17 protein-coding genes are annotated in these 17711 nt (G+C 68.1%); 10 read left to right on the top strand and 7 right to left on the bottom strand.

Annotated elements, in window-relative coordinates; genetic code table 11:
- Window positions 1–90: 90 nt before the first annotated feature.
- The 4 genes from JW030_RS02110 to JW030_RS02125 are packed head-to-tail and all read right to left on the bottom strand — an operon-like array spanning window position 91 to window position 4094.
- Window positions 91–855 carry an amino acid ABC transporter ATP-binding protein gene (locus JW030_RS02110; RefSeq protein ID WP_305068593.1) on the bottom strand — a complete coding sequence of 255 codons (765 nt, stop codon included), beginning with the start codon at window positions 853–855 and terminating at the stop codon, window positions 91–93.
- Window positions 852–1856, bottom strand: a complete 1005-nt coding sequence (locus JW030_RS02115) for an amino acid ABC transporter permease (protein ID WP_188046354.1) — start codon at window positions 1854–1856, stop codon at window positions 852–854. Before JW030_RS02115 ends, JW030_RS02110 begins: the two co-directional genes overlap by 4 nt.
- Before the next feature lie 2 nt (window positions 1857–1858).
- Window positions 1859–2791, bottom strand: a complete 933-nt coding sequence (locus JW030_RS02120) for a transporter substrate-binding domain-containing protein (protein WP_188046355.1) — start codon at window positions 2789–2791, stop codon at window positions 1859–1861.
- A 46-nt stretch (window positions 2792–2837) separates the two neighbouring features.
- Complete coding sequence (locus JW030_RS02125; protein ID WP_188046356.1) at window positions 2838–4094, bottom strand: alpha-hydroxy acid oxidase; 1257 nt, start codon at window positions 4092–4094, stop codon at window positions 2838–2840.
- Between the two features lie 104 nt (window positions 4095–4198).
- On the opposite strand from JW030_RS02125, the gene JW030_RS02130 reads away from it, so the two are divergent.
- Complete coding sequence (locus JW030_RS02130) at window positions 4199–5815, top strand: CdaR family transcriptional regulator (RefSeq protein WP_188046357.1); 1617 nt, start codon at window positions 4199–4201, stop codon at window positions 5813–5815.
- Window positions 5816–5838: 23 nt separating this feature from the next.
- Complete coding sequence (locus tag JW030_RS02135) at window positions 5839–7302, top strand: sodium:alanine symporter family protein (RefSeq protein ID WP_188046358.1); 1464 nt, start codon at window positions 5839–5841, stop codon at window positions 7300–7302.
- 2 nt (window positions 7303–7304) lie between these two features.
- On the opposite strand, the gene JW030_RS02140 is transcribed toward JW030_RS02135, so the two are convergent.
- The gene (locus JW030_RS02140; RefSeq protein WP_188046359.1) at window positions 7305–8246 is read right to left on the bottom strand and encodes a metallophosphoesterase; all 942 of its coding nucleotides are present in this window, start codon (window positions 8244–8246) and stop codon (window positions 7305–7307) included.
- Between the two features lie 4 nt (window positions 8247–8250).
- On the bottom strand, window positions 8251–10851 hold the full coding sequence (locus tag JW030_RS02145) for a transglycosylase domain-containing protein (RefSeq protein WP_188046360.1): 2601 nt from the start codon (window positions 10849–10851) through the stop codon (window positions 8251–8253).
- 93 nt (window positions 10852–10944) lie between these two features.
- On the opposite strand from JW030_RS02145, the gene JW030_RS02150 reads away from it, so the two are divergent.
- From JW030_RS02150 to JW030_RS02160, 3 genes are all read left to right on the top strand, one after another.
- The gene (locus JW030_RS02150; protein WP_188046361.1) at window positions 10945–11121 is read left to right on the top strand and encodes a DUF4177 domain-containing protein; all 177 of its coding nucleotides are present in this window, start codon (window positions 10945–10947) and stop codon (window positions 11119–11121) included.
- A gap of 3 nt (window positions 11122–11124) precedes the next feature.
- Window positions 11125–11601: a RidA family protein gene (locus JW030_RS02155; protein WP_188046362.1), complete on the top strand. Its 477-nt coding sequence runs from the start codon at window positions 11125–11127 to the stop codon at window positions 11599–11601.
- A 92-nt stretch (window positions 11602–11693) separates the two neighbouring features.
- Entirely contained in the window at window positions 11694–12134 is a 441-nt protein-coding gene (locus JW030_RS02160; RefSeq protein ID WP_188046363.1) for a hypothetical protein, read from the top strand.
- 54 nt (window positions 12135–12188) lie between these two features.
- Here the strand turns inward: JW030_RS02160 and acs are convergent, their stop codons facing one another.
- Complete coding sequence (gene acs / locus JW030_RS02165) at window positions 12189–14180, bottom strand: acetate--CoA ligase (RefSeq protein ID WP_188046364.1); 1992 nt, start codon at window positions 14178–14180, stop codon at window positions 12189–12191.
- A gap of 201 nt (window positions 14181–14381) precedes the next feature.
- On the opposite strand from acs, the gene JW030_RS02170 reads away from it, so the two are divergent.
- The 5 genes from JW030_RS02170 to JW030_RS02190 all read left to right on the top strand — a co-directional run bounded on the left by JW030_RS02170 (window position 14382) and on the right by JW030_RS02190 (window position 17636).
- Window positions 14382–15359: a CpaF family protein gene (locus JW030_RS02170; RefSeq protein ID WP_188046365.1), complete on the top strand. Its 978-nt coding sequence runs from the start codon at window positions 14382–14384 to the stop codon at window positions 15357–15359.
- On the top strand, window positions 15356–16378 hold the full coding sequence (locus JW030_RS02175) for a type II secretion system F family protein (RefSeq protein WP_188046366.1): 1023 nt from the start codon (window positions 15356–15358) through the stop codon (window positions 16376–16378). Before JW030_RS02170 ends, JW030_RS02175 begins: the two co-directional genes overlap by 4 nt.
- Before the next feature lie 155 nt (window positions 16379–16533).
- Window positions 16534–16977, top strand: coding sequence for a DUF4244 domain-containing protein (locus tag JW030_RS13480; RefSeq protein ID WP_241095509.1), 444 nt, complete (start codon window positions 16534–16536; stop codon window positions 16975–16977).
- A complete protein-coding gene (locus JW030_RS02185) occupies window positions 16955–17290 on the top strand; it encodes a TadE family type IV pilus minor pilin (protein ID WP_188046367.1) in 336 nt (111 codons plus the stop codon). The genes JW030_RS13480 and JW030_RS02185 overlap by 23 nt, the downstream gene beginning before the upstream one ends.
- 13 nt (window positions 17291–17303) lie before the next feature.
- A complete protein-coding gene (locus JW030_RS02190; protein WP_188046368.1) occupies window positions 17304–17636 on the top strand; it encodes an Rv3654c family TadE-like protein in 333 nt (110 codons plus the stop codon).
- Window positions 17637–17711 lie beyond the last annotated feature (75 nt).

Consider the following 17711-nt stretch of genomic DNA (forward strand, 5'->3'; position numbering starts at 1 on the left):
CAGACGGCCCGGGCGCCGCGCGAGACACACTCCCCTCCAGGGAAGCATCGCGCGGCACCTGGGCCGTGGTCTGTGACGGGCGAGGCCCCGCTAGAGCACCCGCGCGAGAAATTCGCGGGTGCGCTCGTGCTGCGGGTTGACGAGCACCTCCTCGGGCGGGCCGGTTTCGACGACGAGGCCGCCGTCCATGAAGACCACCTGATCGCTGACTTCGCGGGCGAAGCCGAGTTCGTGCGTGACGACGATCATCGTCATGCCGCGCGCCGCGAGATCCTTCATGACCGCGAGCACCTCGCCCACGAGCTCGGGGTCGAGCGCGGAGGTCGGCTCGTCGAACAGGATCAGCTTCGGCCGCATCGCGAGGGCGCGGGCGATCGCGACGCGCTGCTGCTGCCCGCCCGAGAGCTCCTGGGGGTAGGCGCCCGCGCGGTCGGCCAGGCCGACCTGCTCGAGCAGCCGCATCGCCTCCGGGATGACCTCTGCGCGTTTGCGCTTCTGCACATACACCGGGCCCTCGATAATGTTCTCGAGCACGGTCCGATGCGGGAACAGGTTGAAACGTTGAAAGACCATGCCCGCGAGCTGCCGCGACTTCGCGATCTGGCTCTCGGACTGCTCGACGAGGCGTCCGCCCTTGTTCTCGACCCCGACGAGTTGGCCGTCGATGAGCACGATGCCCGCGTCCAGCGTTTCCAACCGGTTCAGGCATCGCAGCAGGGTGGTCTTGCCCGACCCGGAGGGGCCGATTAGGCAGGTCACCGAGCCCTCGCGGACGACCAACGAGATGTCCTGCAGCACGGTCGCGTGCCCGAAGGACTTCCGGAGGTTGCGCACCTCCACCATTGTCTTGCTCATGCGAGGTCCTTTCGCTCAATCTCTGCCTCAGCCACAGGATCCGGCGCCGCGGCCGCCAGGGCCGCGGCCTTGCCTCGCGCACCCGAACGCTTCTCGAGCTTGCGGGGCTGGAAGCCGCGCCCATAGCGCTGCTCAAGCTTGCCCTGGAAGAAGGTGAGGACGGTCGTCATCGCGAGGTACCAGATACACGCGACGAGCAGGAGGGGAATCGTTTTGTAGTTGAGGGCGTAGATGATCTGCGCCGAGTAGAGCAGGTCGGAGATCGCGAGCACGCTCACGAGCGACGTGCCCTTGAGCATCGAGATCACCTGGTTGCCGGTGGGCGGCAGGACGACGCGCATCGCCTGGGGCAGGATCACGCGGGTCATCATGAGCCCCGGCTTCATGCCGATCGCTCGCCCCGCGTCACGCTGACCCGGGTCGATCGACGAGATGCCGCCGCGAATGATCTCCGCCATGTACGCCGCCTCGTTGAGCGAGAGCCCGAGGAGGGCCGCGACGAGGGGAGTGATGAGGACGTTCGCCGAGCCGAGCTCGATGCTTGGCCCGCCGAACGGCAGCCCCAGCGCGATGACCGGGTACAGGGCCGCGATGTTGTACCAAAAGATGAGCTGCACGAGCAGCGGGGTACCGCGGAAGAACCAGATGTAGCCGCGGCTCACATTCGAGAGCACCGGGTTGGACGAGAGCCGCATGATGGCGAGGCAGGCGCCCAGCAGGATCCCGATGGTCATCGAGATGACGGTGAGGAACAGCGTCAGCCAGGCGCCCTGGAGGATCTGCGGGTTGAACAGGTACTCGCCGACCGTCGCCCAGCCGAAACGTTGATTGGTGGCGACGTCGAACAGCGCGAAGACGAGAAGGAGGCCGACGGCGACGGCACTCGCCACCCGCCACGGGTGACGCCGTGGGCGGATGTCGAGGCTCGTCAGCGTCCGCGACACCGTGGTCGGTGTCGCATCGTGCGAGGGTGTTGCCTGGAGGGGAGTGTGGGCGGTCATGGCTAGCCCTGGGGGAAGTTGACGCGCACCTCGGTGAGTGCTGAGGAGTCCATGCCGTACGTGGCGAGGACATCCGTGTACTCGGGGGAGACGATGATGACCTTCATCGCCTCGGCGATCGCATCGACGAGCGTCGTGGAGTTCGGCGAGCCGACCGCGACGGCGTCGAGGTTGTTGACCTCGGCGACCTCGATGTCGGCGTTCTGGGTCGCCGCGTAGCCGAGGATCGGCTGGTCGGCGTAGACCACATCCGCACGTCCGCTCACGAGCGCGCTGATGGCCTGACGGGTGTCCTGGAACTGTTGGATGGTGAGCCCGTCCTTGCCCGCAGCCTTGCATGCCTCGTCCAGTCCGGGGACGTAGGTGGTGAGCTGGTAGGAGCCGGTGAGTACCGCGACCTGCTTGCCGCAGAGGTTGTCGAACGACAAGTCGCCCGGGTTTCCGGCGGGAACGGCGATCGCACTGCCCATGTTCATGTAATCGACGAAGTCGAGGCTCTCCATCCGCTCCTCAGTCGGCGTCATCGACGAGACGGTCATGTCGAAGCGGTCGGCGGCAAGTCCCGGGATGATCGAGTCGAAGTTGCTCACGACGATATCGATCTCGAGTCCGAGGGCGCCGGCGACGAGGCGGGCCATGTCGGGGTTGATGCCCGTCATGTCTTTGGTGCCCTCGCGGTAGAACTGGGTCGGGGGCTCGTTCGTGGGGATCGCCACGCGCAGGGTGCCGCTCTCGGCGAGCGCCTCGGGGACGAGGGCCACGGCCTCGGCGATGGGGGCCATCGTCGGCTCGTCCGCGGCGGCAGGCTTTTCGGTCGCGCCGGTGTCGGACGTGGCCGCCGCGCAGCCGGTGAGCAGCAGGGCCGCTGCGGCGATCCCGCCGAGCAGGGTCACCGTGCGGTGTTTGACGGTGGTCTTGTGGGTGAATGAATTCATGAGAACGTCTCCTTCGACGTGTGTGGTGGGGGATGGAGGAATGGGGTTAGACGGTCTGGGGTGCCCGTACGAGACCGGGACCGTGGCGGCGCACGATCTCGGGGCCTCGGGAACGGACCTCTTCGATGCTCGAACAGCCGAGCAGCAGCATCGCCCGGGCGATCTCCGAGCGGAACAGCTCGAGCACGTGCTCGACCCCGACCTGGCCGTGGGCGGCGAGGCCGTACAGGTATGGGCGGCCAATGGCGACGGCGTGGGCGCCGAGAGCGAGGGCCTTGATGACGTCGGTGCCGCGGCGGACGCCGCCGTCCAGGATCAGCTCGATGCGCCCGCCAGTTGCGGCGGCGATCTCGGGCAGGACGTCCAGTGGGGTGGCCATGTGGTCCAGCTGGCGGCCACCGTGGTTGCTGATCTGAATGCCGTCCATGCCGTACTCGATGGCGGTCACAGCGTCGGCCGCGCTCACGACGCCCTTGAGCACGATCTTGCCCTTCCACCGGCGGCGCAGCTCCGCGAGGTGCGACCAATCCGTCGGAGTGTACGAGCCCGAGAGCAGCGTGCGCCACATGTCCGGGCTCGACGAGAGCGGGCCAGTCGGGCGGACCGAGTCGAGGTTCGGGAAGGCGATGGCCTCGTTCATGACGAAGCCGAGCGACCAGCCCGGGTGGAAGACGCCCTCGACCACCGACTTCGGCCGAATCGACGGCGGCGCGGTGAAGCCGTTGCGGTAGTCGCGCTCGCGGTGCCCGATGTCGCGGACGTCGAGGTTCACGAGCAGGGTGTCGTAGCCCGACGCCTCGACGCGATCGAGCATGGCTTGCAGCTCGACCGGGTCGGTCACGAGCTCCATGTTGAACCAGCGCCGGCCGCTCGGGGCCGCTTCCGCGACGTCCTCGAGCGTCGTGGTGCTCAGGTGCGCGAGGCCGTAGGGGAGGCCGACCTTCGCCGCGGCGCGCGCGACGGCGACTTCGCCCTGTGGGTGGAAGAGGCGGGTGCCGCCGGTGGGCGAGAGTGTCATGGGCAGTGTGCTGGTCTCACCGAGAATCGTGGTCGACAGGTCGGGGCCCTGTACGCCGCCCCAGAAGGGGACGAGCGCCCATTCGCCAAAGGCGTCGCGGTTGCGGCGCAGCGAGGACTCGTCCTCACCCCCGCCCTCGATGTAGTCGAAAATACTTCCGGGCAACCGGCGACCAGCGGCCTTTCGCATGTCTTCGACATTGAGGTAGCGCTTCGCGAGGCGCTCGGCCGGAGTGGTCGGGCGGGGCGGCTGCTGCGCGAGCTGGAGTAGGTCCTTGAGCTTCATTACTCTCCTGGTGATCGACTAATGGGTCGATTCTGCGCGGAACCGGGTCGGAATCCCATGGAGAATACTTTGAACCTACACGAAGAGTCCCGTAGAATCCTCCAATGACTGGCCACACGGGCGCTCGGGACGAGGCGAATCTCGGGGACTTGCTTGACCAGATTGAGCCCGCGATGGTCCGGGCGCTCGTCGACGACGGGCAGCGCGCGCGGCGCTGCGCCGGTGTGGTGCTGGCGGAGGCGCCTTCTTCCCAGGAAAGCTACCGCGACCAGGTGGTGCTCGGGCTCGGGCTGCGCCCCGGCGACCCGGGCTTCGCATCGTCCGTCCTCGAGATCGCCGCAGCCGGCGCCGCGGCCCTGATTGTCCGCGACGACCCCGAGCGGTCCGTGGGAGCGACACTCGAGCAGCAGGATCCTGCCGGTCTCGCGCTCGTCGTGGTGCGGGCGGACACCGACTGGGTCCAGCTTGCCCAGTTGTTGCGAGCGGCGAACACTGCCTATTCCTCGAAGGTCGCCACCGGGATCCCGATCGGGGACCTCTTTGGGCTTGCGAACACGCTCTCCGCGCTCTTGGACGGCGCGGTCAGCATCGTCGACGTGCCGGGGCGAGTGCTCGGATACTCCACCCACGCGGGCCACCCGATCGACGAGGTGCGTCGTGCGTCGACCCTCGCGCTCGAGGAGCTCGTGCACCCCTCGCGAGACGAGGACTACCGGAGGTTGACCCGGACCGCGGGTGCGGCGTACTTCGCGGGAATCGGCGATCACTTCGGCCGCGTCGCGATCGCGGTGCGCAGCGCCGGCGAGATGCTCGGCACCGTCTGGGTGATCCAGGTCGAGGACGCGACGTGGCGCGAGACCGCGGCCCTGCTGGAATCGGTCGAACCGCTGGTCGCGCTGCACATGGCGCACTCGCGCACGACCGCGACATCGAAGGAGCGCCGCAGCTCGGACTTGCTGCGGGCGCTGTTTGCGGACGAGGGCTTTGCGCTGCAGGCGGCCGACGAACTCGCCATCGGACCTGGCCGGGCGCATGCCGTGGTCTGCTTCGGGCTCGACGAGGGGCCGTCGAGCAACCCGGTGCGCCAGCATCAACAGCTCCTGCACGTCGCTGAGGTGAGTGCGAGCGTGAACTTCGGCTGGTCTCGCTGTGCGCTGATCGGCGGCGTGACGGTGGCACTCGTGGCGAGCGACGACCCCGATGCGGTGCGCGCATTCGCGGAGGGGGTGGCGCAGGCGTCCAGCGGCGCGGTGCGCGCCGGGATCGGCGGACAAGCGGGGACGGTGCCCGAGATCGCCCGGTCGTACCGGGAGGCGCTGAGCACCTACCGCATCATGCTGCAGCTGATGCACTCTGATCACACCCACGCTCGCTCCCGGCGCACCGCGACGTTCGATGAGGTGCGCGTCGAGCTGGGACTCGCGCGAGTGGGGGAGTTCCTGGCGAATCAGGGCCTCACCGCGGCGGACGAGCTCGAGCGCATCCGCCGCTACGACGCGCGTCACGACACCGAGTACGAGGCGACGCTCGCCGTCTACCTCGACGCTCAGGGCAGCATCCGTGAGACGGCTGAGCGGCTGCGGGTGCACCAGAACACCGTCCGATACCGGATGGATCGGCTCGGCGCCGAGCTCGGGATCCGCCTTGAAGACCCGGCGACCAGGCTGTGGCTCTGGCTGCGCCTCATGACCGCGAGGAACGCCGACCGCTTCGCTGGCTAACGCGCCGCTGACATACTGAAGCCGTGGATACGCTCAACGAACTCGTGCTCGCCGGCGGCGACAAGCTCTGGACCTGGGCTGTGCTGCCCGTCCTCGTCATTCTCGGCCTCTACTTCACGATCCGATCGGGCGTCGTCCAGTTCCGCTGGTTCCCCGAGATGATTCGCACCCTGCTCGACAAGACGCCGACCAACGACGACGGCTCCCCGCAGTCGGTTTCCGCTTTTCAAGCGTTCACGATCTCCGCAGCTTCGCGGGTGGGCGTGGGCAACATCGCCGGCGTCGGCACGGCGATCGCGATCGGTGGCCCGGGCGCCATCTTCTGGATGTGGACGATGGCGTTTATCGGGGGCGCCTCGAGCTTTGTCGAGTCCACGCTCGGCCAGCTGTTCAAGGTCAAGGATGCCTCAGGCTTCCGCGGTGGCCCGGCGTACTACATGCTGCACGGCCTGAAGTCACGCTGGATGGGAACGCTCTTTGCCGGGATCCTGATCGTCTGCTTCCCCTTCGCGTTCAGCTCGCTGCAGGCCAATACGATCAGCGCGACGGTCTCCTCGAGCATCGGTGGCGACATCGGGTGGATCCCGTGGGTCGTCGGCGCGGTGCTTGCCGTGCTCACCGCGCTCGTGGTGTTCGGCGGCGTGCGTCGGATCGCGAGCGTCACGCAGGCGGTCGTCCCGGCGATGGCGTTGCTCTACCTGCTGCTCGGCCTCGTGATCGTGTTCATGAACCTCGACAAGCTCCCTGAGGTGTTCTCCTCGATCTACACGGAGGCGTTCGGGTTCAACGAGGTCGTCGGTGCGACCTTCGGCATGATCCTGATGACGGGTGTGAAGCGCGGCATGTTTTCGAACGAGGCGGGCCTCGGGTCCGCGCCGAACGCCGGCGCGAGCGCCGCGGTGACCCACCCGGTGAAGCAGGGCCTCGTCCAGACGCTCGGCGTCTACTTCGACACGTTCCTGATCTGCAGCATCACCGCCTTCATTATTCTGGTCTCCACCCCGGACCTCGCCGGCGCCACGCGCGGCATCGGGCTCACCCAGAACGCGATCGTGGGCAACCTCGGGCCCTGGTCGAACATTCTGCTCAGCGTCATCATCTTCCTGCTGGCATTTAGCTCGATCCTGGGCAACTACTACTACGGCGAGTCCAACATCGAGTTCATTTCGACGGGGCGGCGCGTGCTGCTCGGGTACCGCGTGCTCGCGGTCGCCTCGATTTTCTTCGGCTCGATCGCCTCGGCAGACCTGATCTGGAACACCGCCGACGGCATCATGGGCATTATGGCGCTCGTGAACCTGATCGCGATCGGGCTCTTGTCGGGCCTCGTCTTCAAGCTCATGCGCGACTACTCTGAGCAGCGCAGGGCCGGGCTGAACCCGGTCTTCACGCGCGACCGGCTGCCGGGCGTGACCGGCATCGAGTGCTGGGAGGACGAACTCAGCGTCACCGGGCCGATCCCTATCCGGGAGCGAACGGCGAAGTAGAACTACGCCGCCTCGAGCACCAGCAGGGAGGCCTCGGGGCGGCACGCGAAGCGCACGGGCGCATAGATGGAGTTGCCGAGGCCGGCGCTCACGTTGAGGAAGGCGGCGCGGTGAGCGTCGTACCAGACGCTGAGCCCGCGCGCCTGGCTGACCGGGAGGTCGCAGTTCGCGGTGAGGGCCCCGAGGCCGGGCACGCGCACCTGGCCGCCGTGCGTGTGGCCTGCCAGGATCAGCTCCGCGCCGCCTGCGAGCAGTGCGCCGAGGGGCGCCTGATAGGGGGCGTGGACGACGCCGATGCGGGTGGGTGCGGGCCCGTCCGCTGACTCGTGCTGTGCGCGTGTGTGGTCGAGGGCGCTACTCATCGTCGCGGCGTCGTCGTACCCGATGTGCGGGTCGTTCATGCCGAACAGCTCGAAGCGCTGGCCGCGCAGTTCGAGCGACGCCGCATCGTTGTTGAGACTCGTGAAGCCGAGCTCATCGGACAGCACGCGGGTCAGCCGTGCGTTGTCGATGTCGGGGTGGCGCGTGCTCTTTCGGCTCGGCTCGCGGAGGTAGCGCATCGGGTTTTTCGCGATCGGGCCGTAGTAGTCGTTCGAGCCGTGTACGAAGACACCCGGGATACCGAGCTCGGCAAACGGGCGCAGCGCGCGCTCAAGGGCGGGGATCACGTCAAGGTGGCCAAGCAGGTCGCCCGTGAGCACGACGAGGTCGGGGCGCAGCTCGGCGAGCGAGCGCACCCAGTCAATCTTCCCGTTCTGCCAGGGCGCCAGATGCAGATCCGACAGCTGCAGGATCCGGACCGGGGCAGTGCCCGCCGGAAGCAGCGGCAGGGTGTGCCGACGCACCGTGAACAGCTGGCGCTCGATGAGCGTGGACCACACCACGACGCCGGCCGCGGCCGCCCCGAGGGCGACCGCGAACCCGCGTCCTGAAGTGTGGCTCACGTGACTAGGCGCAGTCGACGGTGATCGTGACCTGGCTGCTGCGCTTGGCGATCTCGCCGGCAGCCGGACTCGAACTCACGAACGGCTTGCTGCCCGGATTGCCAGAGTTATTCCCCGGCGCGCAGACGAACGCGGTGGCGCTGAAGCCAGCGTCTTGCAACCGTGTGCGCGCGTCGTTGCCAGTGCCGCCGCCCAGCTCGGGCACCGCCGACATGCTGCCGTTGCTGCGGTAGATCGTGATGCCGGAGCCGGCGGGGGCCTGGCCGCCGCCGTCGGGATCAGTGCGTGCGACCGTGCCGGCGGGCTGCTCGGAATCGGCCTCGCCCCCGTCGACCGCGCTGAAGCCGAGTGCCGAGAGCATGGCCTCGGCCTCCTCGTAGGACTTGCCGCGGGTGTCTGGGACGGACTGCATGGTCGTCTTGAGTGCCGCAGCGTTCGGCTCGGGGAAGGCGTCTCCGCCATACTTCTGGTCGGCGACGTTCATCAGCGCGGGCCAGATCGTCTGGTCGGCGACCATGAGATTCCCGAAGAACCTGGTCGACACCTTGCCCGTGACGTTACCGACCCAGACCGCGGTGGTGACCTTCGAGCTGCCGCCCACCGTCCAGTTGTCGACGACGTCATCACTCGTGCCGGTCTTGCCGATGTGCGGGATGCCGAACGGCGAGCGGGCGTGACGGGCGAGGCCGTTGTTCACGGTGTACTCCAGGGCGTACGCGACGCCAGCCGCGACCTCTGGCTCGATGGCCTGCGTGCACATGGGAGCGGTGAACGGCACTTCGTTCCCGTCGGTGTCAGTGATGCGCTCGATTGCCGTGGGGGTGCAGACGGTGCCGTTTCCCGCGAAGCCGCCGTAGGCGAGCGCCATGGTGAGTGGCGCAATTTCATCGACGCCACTGTAGACGTTCGACGGCGTGATCGAGAGATCGGTGGTGCCGAAGTTGCCCATCTCCGGATTGGTTTGCTTCGATGCCCGATGCACGCCCATCTTTTCGGCCAGATCGATGGTGTCGCAGAGGTCCATCTTCTGCTGCATCGACACGAGGCCGCCATTGACCGACTGCGAGATCGCGGTGAGCACGGGCTGGTTGCCCCGTGTACCGTTGTTGTCGTTCTCAAACTTCCAGGTCCCGTAGCCGTAGACGCCCTCGGGCAGGCACTTGGCGCGGAAGTTCTGGTACTTTTCGGTTCGGCCGTTGACATTCACGATATCGCGCACGGAGTGGCCAGTGCGGATCCACTCGGCGAGCGTGAATGGCTTAAACGTAGACGCGACCTGGAACCCGGAGGATCCACCGTACTCGTAGTCCGTGTTGTAGTTGATGCTGGTCAGCGCTCCTCCAGAGGCGGCCAGCGCGTCCGGATCCTCGCTGAATTGACGGTTCTGCACCATTGCGCGGATCTTGCCCGTGCCGACCTCGGTGCTCACTCCCGCTGCGCCGACGTCAATGCCGTCCATGACCGTGGGGATCGTGTTATTCACCGCGTCCTGGCCCGATGTCTGCATGTCGAGGTCGATCGTCGTGACGATGTTGTAGCCGCCGCGCTGGAAGTTGAACATCCGCTCCTCGGCGGTGTTACCGAATGCCGGGTCGTTCTGGATCTGCAGCTGGACGTACTTGCAGAACTGGCCGAGGCCCATCGTGGCGGTGGTGCAGCCGGCGACCTTCGGAGTGATCACGGGGGTGACCACGGTCGCGACGGCCTCCGCGTGCTGTGCCTCGGTGATCTTGCCGGTGCGCAGCATCGAGTCGAGGATCTTGTCGCGGCGTTCGGTGTTCGCCGGGATGTTGTCCGGGATATCGATCTGCAGCTTCGACGGGTTATTGACGATCGCGACGAGGCTGGCCGACTCGGCGAGCGTCAGATCCTTCGCTTCCTTGCCGTAGTAGAACTGCGCGGCGGACTGGATGCCGTAGATCTGACGGCCGAACAGGGCGATGTTCAGGTAGCCGAGGAGGATTTCATCCTTCGAGTTCTTCTTCTCGATGCTGATCGCGTACTTCATCTCCTTGAGCTTGCGATCTGCGTCCTGGCGCATGGCGTTCTCGTACGCCTTTTCCTGCTCGACGGGGTCGGCGATTGCCTCAGCCTCCTGCACGAGTACGTTGCGCACGTACTGCATGGTGATGGTGGAGGCGCCCGACAGGCTCGAGCCCACGAGGTTCTGGAGCACCGCGCGGGTGGTCGCAAAGATATCCACGCCCCCGTGCGTGTAGAAACGGGGGTCCTCCTCGGCGACCGCGGCGTCCTTCACGTACTGCGGAATCTGGTCCCAGGCGACGGGGACACGATCCTGCGCGTAGAACTGCGCGATCTTCGCGAGGTTGCCGTCGGACTGCTGTGCATAGATCGTCGACGGCTCAGCGAGCTTGCCCGGGTCGAGGTGATCGGGGAGATTCTCGAAGATGCTGATGGCCGACGTGGCGGCGGCGCCGCTCACGGCGACGAGCGGCGTGACAGCGGCGGTGACGAGCAGGCCGGCGACAACGCTCATGGCGATTGCTCCGAGGATCCCGCCCAGGGCGCCCCCGGCAGTACGCTTCTTCGTCGTCCGGACCGCTGGCTTTCGGGCGCGCGACGGCGTCGATGGCTGTTCAGTCATAGACTCAACCCTAGGCGACAAAACTGGCAATCCACCTCGGTCAGCGAGGTGTGGAGCCAGTTGTTCCGCGCGAACTGGTGAAGGAGATGTGACGTGAGTGAACAACAGCAGGGCGAGGCCCAGCGGTGGGAGTATTTCGTGACTCCGCTGCTGCTGCATAGCGAGGCGCAGATTTTGAACAACTGGGGCGCGCAAGGCTGGGAGCTCGTGCAGATCATTGCTGGGCCGGCCGGTGGCAACGTCGCATACCTGAAGAGAGAGGCACACTAAGCAATGTCAGTGATTGAAGATCGCATCCGCGAACTGGGCTACGAAGTTCCGAGCGTCGCAGCCCCCGTCGCGGCCTACGTCCCGGCGGCCCGAAACGGCATCTACGTCCACACGAGCGGCCAGCTGCCGTTCGTGGACGGCGCGCTGCCCGCGACCGGCAAGGTCGGCATCGGCGAGGGCCTCGTGTCGCCCGAGCAGGCGGAGGAGCTCGCGCGCCTCTGCGCCCTGAACGGCCTGGCGGCCGCCCGCGGCGTGCTCGGCTCGCTCGACAAGATCACCCAGGTGGTCAAGGTCACGGCATTCGTCGCTTCGGACCCCTCGTTCACCGGCCAGCCCGGGGTCGCCAACGGCGCCTCGGTCTTCCTCGGCAAGGTGTTCGGCGACATGGGCATTCACGTGCGCTCGGCCGTCGGCGTGGCAGTGCTGCCGCTCGATGCCCCCGTCGAGATCGAGTTCACGTTCGAGGCGGCGGCTGAGTAACCTGCCTTTCTGAACATTTCGGGCCCGAGACCAGCACGGTTTCGGGCCCGATTTTCTTTCTGCCGAGCCCCGGCAACCCGTAGCATCAAGACATGCCCGCTCCCGCCGTCCCCAGCCGCGCCCAGGCGTTCTATCGCACCATGCTGTTGGGGACGCTGATCTACAGCGTCGTGCTCGGCTTCTTCAACGACTACACCGACGTGCTGCACACGAGTTCGTACTCGGTCACCTTCTCGCTGGCCTTCGTGCTGCAGGTGCTGACCTATTTGACTTTTGCGGCGAAGGACGTCGTGCAGGCGAAGTTTGGCGGGCGCCCGGGTCGCGGGGCGAAGTTCGGCCTCGTGTTCGGGGTGTGGCTCGTGATGTTCTCGTCGAAGTTTGTCTTTCTCGCTGTGGTCGAGGTGATCTTCCGAGAGCAGGTGCAGATCTCGGGGTTCGCTGGGATCTTCCTCGTAGTGGTGGTGTTGACGGTGCTGCAGAAACTCGCCGAGCTGGTCGATCGCCGGCTCGGCCGGGCGGATCCTGCTCACTAGCTTGCCGCTGGACCGCCCGGCAAAGCACCGCCCCAACATCGAGGGGCGTGCGGACTAGCCGCGCGCCTTCCGCACGCGGTCCGAGATCGTCTGCATGACCATGGTGTCGGCGAGCGTCGTCACGTCGCCGATGTCGCGCCCCTCGGCCGCGTCCTTCAACAGGCGGCGCATGATCTTGCCCGAGCGGGTCTTCGGGAGCTCGGTGACAATGAACACCTGGCGTGGGCGCGCGATGGCACCGATCTGCGCCGAGACGTGCGCGCGCAGCTCGCCCTCGGCGCTGTCCACGGTGAGCAGCGTCTGCTGGCTTTTCAGGATCACGAAAGCGACGACCGCCTGCCCCGTCGTCTCGTCGTCGGCGCCGACCACGGCGGCCTCGGCGACGGAGTGGTGCCCGACGAGCGCCGACTCAATTTCGGTGGTCGAGAGGCGATGGCCAGAGACGTTCATCACGTCGTCGACGCGGCCGAGCAGCCAGATGTCGCCGTCCTCATCGCGCCTCGCGCCGTCGCCGGCGAAGTACATGTCGCCGAACTTCGACCAGTAGGTCTCGACGAAACGATCCGGATCGCCCCAGATCGTGCGCACCATCGCGGGCCAGGGGCGCTTGACGACGAGCAGCCCACCGGTGCCGCGGGGGACTGGGTTGCCGGCCTCATCGACGACATCGATCGAGATGCCGGGGAGCGGCACCTGGGCGCTGCCCGGCTTCGTGGCGGTCAAGCCGGGCAGCGGCGAAATCATCATCGCGCCCGTCTCTGTCTGCCACCAGGTGTCGACGATGGGGGCGGTGCCCGAACCGATGACCTCGCGGTACCAGCGCCACGCCTCGGGGTTGATGGACTCGCCGACTGAGCCGAGGAGGCGCACGCTTGAGAGATCGTGCGCTTCAACGACCTGGCGGCCAACCTTCATGAACGAGCGGATCGCGGTCGGCGCGGTGTGGAAGATCGTGACGCCATACTTCGCGATGATCTCCCACCAGCGACCCCAGTTCGGGGTCTCGGGGGTGCCCTCGTACATCACCTGCGTCGCGCCGTTTGCGAGGGGTCCGTAGACCACATAGCTGTGTCCGGTGACCCAGCCGACGTCCGCGGTGCACCAGAACACGTCGGTCTCGGGCTTGTGGTCGAACACGTCGCGGAAGGTCGACGTGACCTGGGTGAGATAGCCGCCCGAGGTGTGCAGGATCCCCTTCGGCTTCCCGGTCGTGCCGGAGGTGTAGAGGATGAAGAGGGGGTTTTCCGCCGGGAAGCCGCGTGCGACGTGGTCGCCGTCGTACGCGGAGATCTCCTCGTGCCACCAGAGATCGCGTCCCGCCTGCATCGAGATGTCGTTCTTTGTGCGCTCGACGACGAGCACGCGCTTGACCGACAGCTCCCCGCCCGTGTCGAGCGCGAGGGCGTCGTCGACGGTCGGCTTGAGTGCGGATGCGCGGCCTTTGCGGAACCCGCCGTCGGCGGTGATGACGATCTCGGCCTGGGCGTCGTCGATGCGGGCGCGCAGGCTCTCGGCGCTGAATCCGCCAAAGACGACCGAGTGCGCGGCACCCAGGCGCGCGACGGCGAGCATCGCGATGACGGTCTCGGGGATCATCGGCATGTAGATCGCGACGCGGTCGCCGGCTTCCACCCCGAGGCTCGTAAGCATGTTCGCCGCGCGCTTGACCTCGTGGGTCAGTTCGGCGTAGGTGATGGAGCGGGAGTCGCCCGGCTCGCCCTCGAAGTGGATCGCGACGCGGTCGCCGAGGCCAGCTGCGAGGTGGCGGTCGAGGCAGTTCGCCGCGACGTTGAGCTCGCCGTCCTGGAACCAGCGGGCGAAGGGCGGATTTGACCAGTCGAGGGTCTCGGTGAACGGCTTGGTCCAGTGCAGCTCGCGTGCTCGCTCTGCCCAGTACGCATCGGGGTCTTCCGCTGCGCGCCAATAGACCGCAGGATCGTTGACGTTTGCCTGTGCGCGAAACGCGTCGGTGGGCGGGTAGCTCGTCCCGTCAAGCGGGTGGCTCTCGATCGTGCCCTGATCTGTCGTGCGCTGATCTTCTGACATGGACGCCATTATCCAATCTCTCCATTGATTCGCGGGCGGCGCCGGGAAAGGCGCTGCGCGGTGACGCCAGCGTAGAATATATTCCTTGCGCGTGGCAACCTTTGGCGGGGTTTCGCCGCACACAGGGGGCCATTCGGGCGGGTTCTCCACAGATTGCCCCGGCTCTCGGCGCGGGGCTGCCGTCGGTCAAATACTGAAGCCATGCCGTCCCACCTCCCCCCGTTGCAGCGCAGCGCGGTGCTGCGCCCGGACACCCGGCGGGCGCTGGGGCCGCTCGTGTCGCACCTCGACGACCCCGAACTGCGCGATCTCTTGGTCCTTGGCGGGCATGGCCAGGCGGCCCTCTGGCGCGATCGCGGCGGTGGGGTTGAGCCCGTGCCAGGATTCGCGCTCCCTGCGGAGGCGGCACGCGAGCTCGCCGTGGCGCTCATCGCGGCCGGGGGCAGGCACCTTGACGAACGCAACCCGTGCGCGGACGTCGCGCTCGACGGCGGGCTTCGCGTGCACGCCGTCCTCCCGCCGATCGCGGTCGCCGGGACGGTGATCTCCATCAGGGTGCCGCGTCTCGTCCCCCTCAGCTTCGCCGACCTCGTGCGCGGCGGGCTGTGTGACCCGGGCACCGCCCGCTGGCTCACAGACGCCGTGCGCGGTCGAGAGAACCTCCTGATTTCGGGGGCGACGGGCACGGGGAAGACGACGCTCTTGGGAGCGCTGCTCGGGCTCGTGCCCCGGGGTGAACGCATCATCTCGATCGAGGACGTCGCGGAGTTGCGCATCGGGCACCCGCACTGGGTGGCCCTCGAAGCGAGGCAGGCAAACACCGAGGGCGCGGGCGGCATCTCGCTCGAGCAACTCTTGCGGGAAGCGCTGCGGATGCGTCCCGACCGCATCGTGCTGGGGGAGTGCCGTGGCGCCGAAGTCCTCACCCTGCTCTCGGCCCTCAACACCGGCCACGACGGCGGGGCCGGGACGCTGCACGCGAGCGCGCTCGCCGATGTCCCGGCACGACTCGAAGCGCTCGGGGCACTCGCGGGTCTCGGCCCCGAGCCGCTCGCTCGCCAGGTGATCGCCGCGCTCCGGGTGGTCGTGCACCTCGAACGCGGCGCGGCAGGCAACCGGATCGCCGCGGTCGGCCAGTTGGGTATCGGGGCCAGTGGCGCGCTCGAGGTGCGTGCGTGAACGGTCGAGGCAGTCGGCGGCGGGGGCTCCTTCCCTGGCCGGGAAAACGGGCGTCGGCTGCCGGCGTCGTCGCGGCAGCATTCGCGCTCCGCAGCGCGACGCTCCTGCGCGGCGGGGTACCCTTGGGCAGGATCCTCCCCGTGATCGCGCGTGGCCCCGGTCCACCGACGCCCACCGTCGGGTCTGCGCGCGGAGGCGGTGACTTGGCCTCAGCGGACGCGAGCGTCGCAGAAGAGCTGCGCTTGGTCGCGCGGCGCGCGTCGAGGCGCGTGGCCGGGGGAGCCTCGTTGGCTGACGCCGTCGCGGGAGAGAACCATCCTTCGTGGCGCGTGCTCGCGGCGGCGTTGCTCGTTGCCGAGCGCAGCGGTGCTCCGCAGGCGGCCGCAATGGAGCGCATGTCGGAGAGCCTGTCCGCGATCGAATCGGCGGCCGAGCGGCGTCGAGTGCTGCTCACGGGGCCACGTGCGACCATCGCGCTGGTCGGATCGCTGCCGCTGCTGGCGGCAGCCTGTGGCGCGTTGCTTGGCTTCGACCCGTTCGGGGTGCTGTTCGGCGCCACCGGGGCGTTCCTGGTACCCGCCGGCGTCGGATTACTGGCGGCAGGGGTGGCGTGGGCCTCGGCCCTGGTGCGCCGCATCGAGCGCTCGCAGCGAATCGTGGGCGTCGAGCTCGAGCTCACCTGGATCGCTCTGCAGGGCGGCGGGCCACCGGGGCCCGCGCTCCGGCTCGTCGCCGACGCGGGTGCCAAAGTGGCCGCCGAGTGGGTGAGTGCCGACGCGCTCGTGGCCGGTGGGCCGACCAGGCGCGCCCTTGCGACCGCCTCGGCGACCGGCGTCGCGGCCGGTCCGTTGCTCCTCGCCGAGGCCGTCGGCGAACGGGAACGATCGCTGCGGAGCCTCGAGCGTGCGGCAGAACGGCTTGGGGTCACGATCTTGCTCCCGATCGGCACCTGCGTGTTGCCGGCGTTTGTCGTGCTCGGCGTGATTCCGGTCCTCATCGCGATGCTGGGCGGCGTGTGAATGCTGCGTGGGCGGCGACCGCTGCTCACTCACCGACCGCGCAACTGGCGAGTTGTCCACAGATCCGACCTGGTCTCGCCCGCGGGGTGGACTCGCGCGGAGAATGGTCACACCGGTACCTGCCGGGCCGTGCCCCTCCGGAGAAAGGCACACCCATGCTCGCGACCCTGCATACCCTCCCCATTCCGCGCTCGCACCAGCCCACTGACCAGGAGGCCCCCGGGGGCGTGCCTGCTCGCGAGTTCGGGGTCACGCGCGGCCCGGTACTGCCCGCGGTGGACATTCACGTGCGTCGCGTCGCGCGCTGGCCGTCCACACTGCCGAAACTCATGCGTCCCTCACGAACTCCGCAACCCGACGAGGTCGAACGGACCAGTCCGCAGCGGCTCGCACCAGCGGGATTGCGACGAGATCGCGCGCGCCTGCGTCAGCTGGCGCGCCCGGTCGGCGACGACCGCGGGGCGGTGACCGCCGAGTACGCGGTGGTGATTCTGGCAGCGGTCGCGTTCGCGGGCCTGCTGGTCGCCATTTTGCGCTCGGACGAGGTGCGGGCGATGCTCGTGCAACTCGTGCAGAATGCACTGGGCTCGGCTGGGTGACCGCGGCGCGGTCACCGCGGAGTTTGCGATCGTGCTCCCGACGGCGCTGCTGGTGCTGGGCCTCGTCCTCGGCGGGGTGCTGCTTGGCGCACACCGTGTCGCGCTGACGTCCGCCGCCGCCGATGTTGCGCGGCTCGAGGCGAGGGGCGATGCGGCGCTCGCCGCCGAGCGTCTCGGGCAGTTGCCTGGAGGCACGCAGGTGAGCCGGTCCGAGCAAGGAGGGCTGACCTGCGTCACCCTGCGGGCCTCGCCCGTAAACGGGCCGCTGCGTGCGTTGACCGTCTCGGCGACGGCCTGCGCGGCGAGATCATGACCATCGGTCGAGCATGAGCGTTCCGCTGGGTTGGGGGCTCGCCGCGGCCGCCATGCTGATCGGGCTGCCGGTGGTCGCGGCGACCGGCGCGCTCGAGGCGCGCCAGCGCGCGGCGGGCGCCGCCGATGCCGCGGCGATCGCCGCCGCCGATGCACTATCGGGGTGGCTCGCGGACGACCCCTGTGTGGTCGCCGGGGAGGTCGCCGCTGCCGCTCGCGTCGAACTGGTTCGCTGCGAGATCAGCGGGCTTGAGGTGCGCGTTTGGGTGCGCGCGGGCACGCCGCTCGGCCCGGCCTTAGCGCGCTCTCGGGCGGGCCCGGAGGATTTGCGGGCAGACGGGCCCTAGAATCGGGAGAAAGCGGGTGGCATCGGACTCCGAGCCGCACTTGTGTATCGTGTCGAGGGCAGTGGGCTGAGCCCT

The organism is Leucobacter sp. CX169, from assembly GCF_017161405.1.
In the GTDB taxonomy this organism is placed as follows: domain Bacteria; phylum Actinomycetota; class Actinomycetes; order Actinomycetales; family Microbacteriaceae; genus Cx-87.

Coding starts and splice junctions, on each gene's coding strand:
- JW030_RS02110 (WP_305068593.1), bottom strand. CDS start 855: ATGAGCAAGACAATGGTGGAGGTGCGCAACCTCCGGAAGTCCTTCGGG.
- JW030_RS02115 (WP_188046354.1), bottom strand. CDS start 1,856: ATGACCGCCCACACTCCCCTCCAGGCAACACCCTCGCACGATGCGACA.
- JW030_RS02120 (WP_188046355.1), bottom strand. CDS start 2,791: ATGAATTCATTCACCCACAAGACCACCGTCAAACACCGCACGGTGACC.
- JW030_RS02125 (WP_188046356.1), bottom strand. CDS start 4,094: ATGAAGCTCAAGGACCTACTCCAGCTCGCGCAGCAGCCGCCCCGCCCG.
- JW030_RS02130 (WP_188046357.1), top strand. CDS start 4,199: ATGACTGGCCACACGGGCGCTCGGGACGAGGCGAATCTCGGGGACTTG.
- JW030_RS02145 (WP_188046360.1), bottom strand. CDS start 10,851: ATGACTGAACAGCCATCGACGCCGTCGCGCGCCCGAAAGCCAGCGGTC.
- JW030_RS02155 (WP_188046362.1), top strand. CDS start 11,125: ATGTCAGTGATTGAAGATCGCATCCGCGAACTGGGCTACGAAGTTCCG.
- JW030_RS02160 (WP_188046363.1), top strand. CDS start 11,694: ATGCCCGCTCCCGCCGTCCCCAGCCGCGCCCAGGCGTTCTATCGCACC.
- acs (WP_188046364.1), bottom strand. CDS start 14,180: ATGTCAGAAGATCAGCGCACGACAGATCAGGGCACGATCGAGAGCCAC.
- JW030_RS02170 (WP_188046365.1), top strand. CDS start 14,382: ATGCCGTCCCACCTCCCCCCGTTGCAGCGCAGCGCGGTGCTGCGCCCG.
- JW030_RS13480 (WP_241095509.1), top strand. CDS start 16,534: ATGCTCGCGACCCTGCATACCCTCCCCATTCCGCGCTCGCACCAGCCC.
- JW030_RS02185 (WP_188046367.1), top strand. CDS start 16,955: ATGCACTGGGCTCGGCTGGGTGACCGCGGCGCGGTCACCGCGGAGTTT.
- JW030_RS02190 (WP_188046368.1), top strand. CDS start 17,304: ATGAGCGTTCCGCTGGGTTGGGGGCTCGCCGCGGCCGCCATGCTGATC.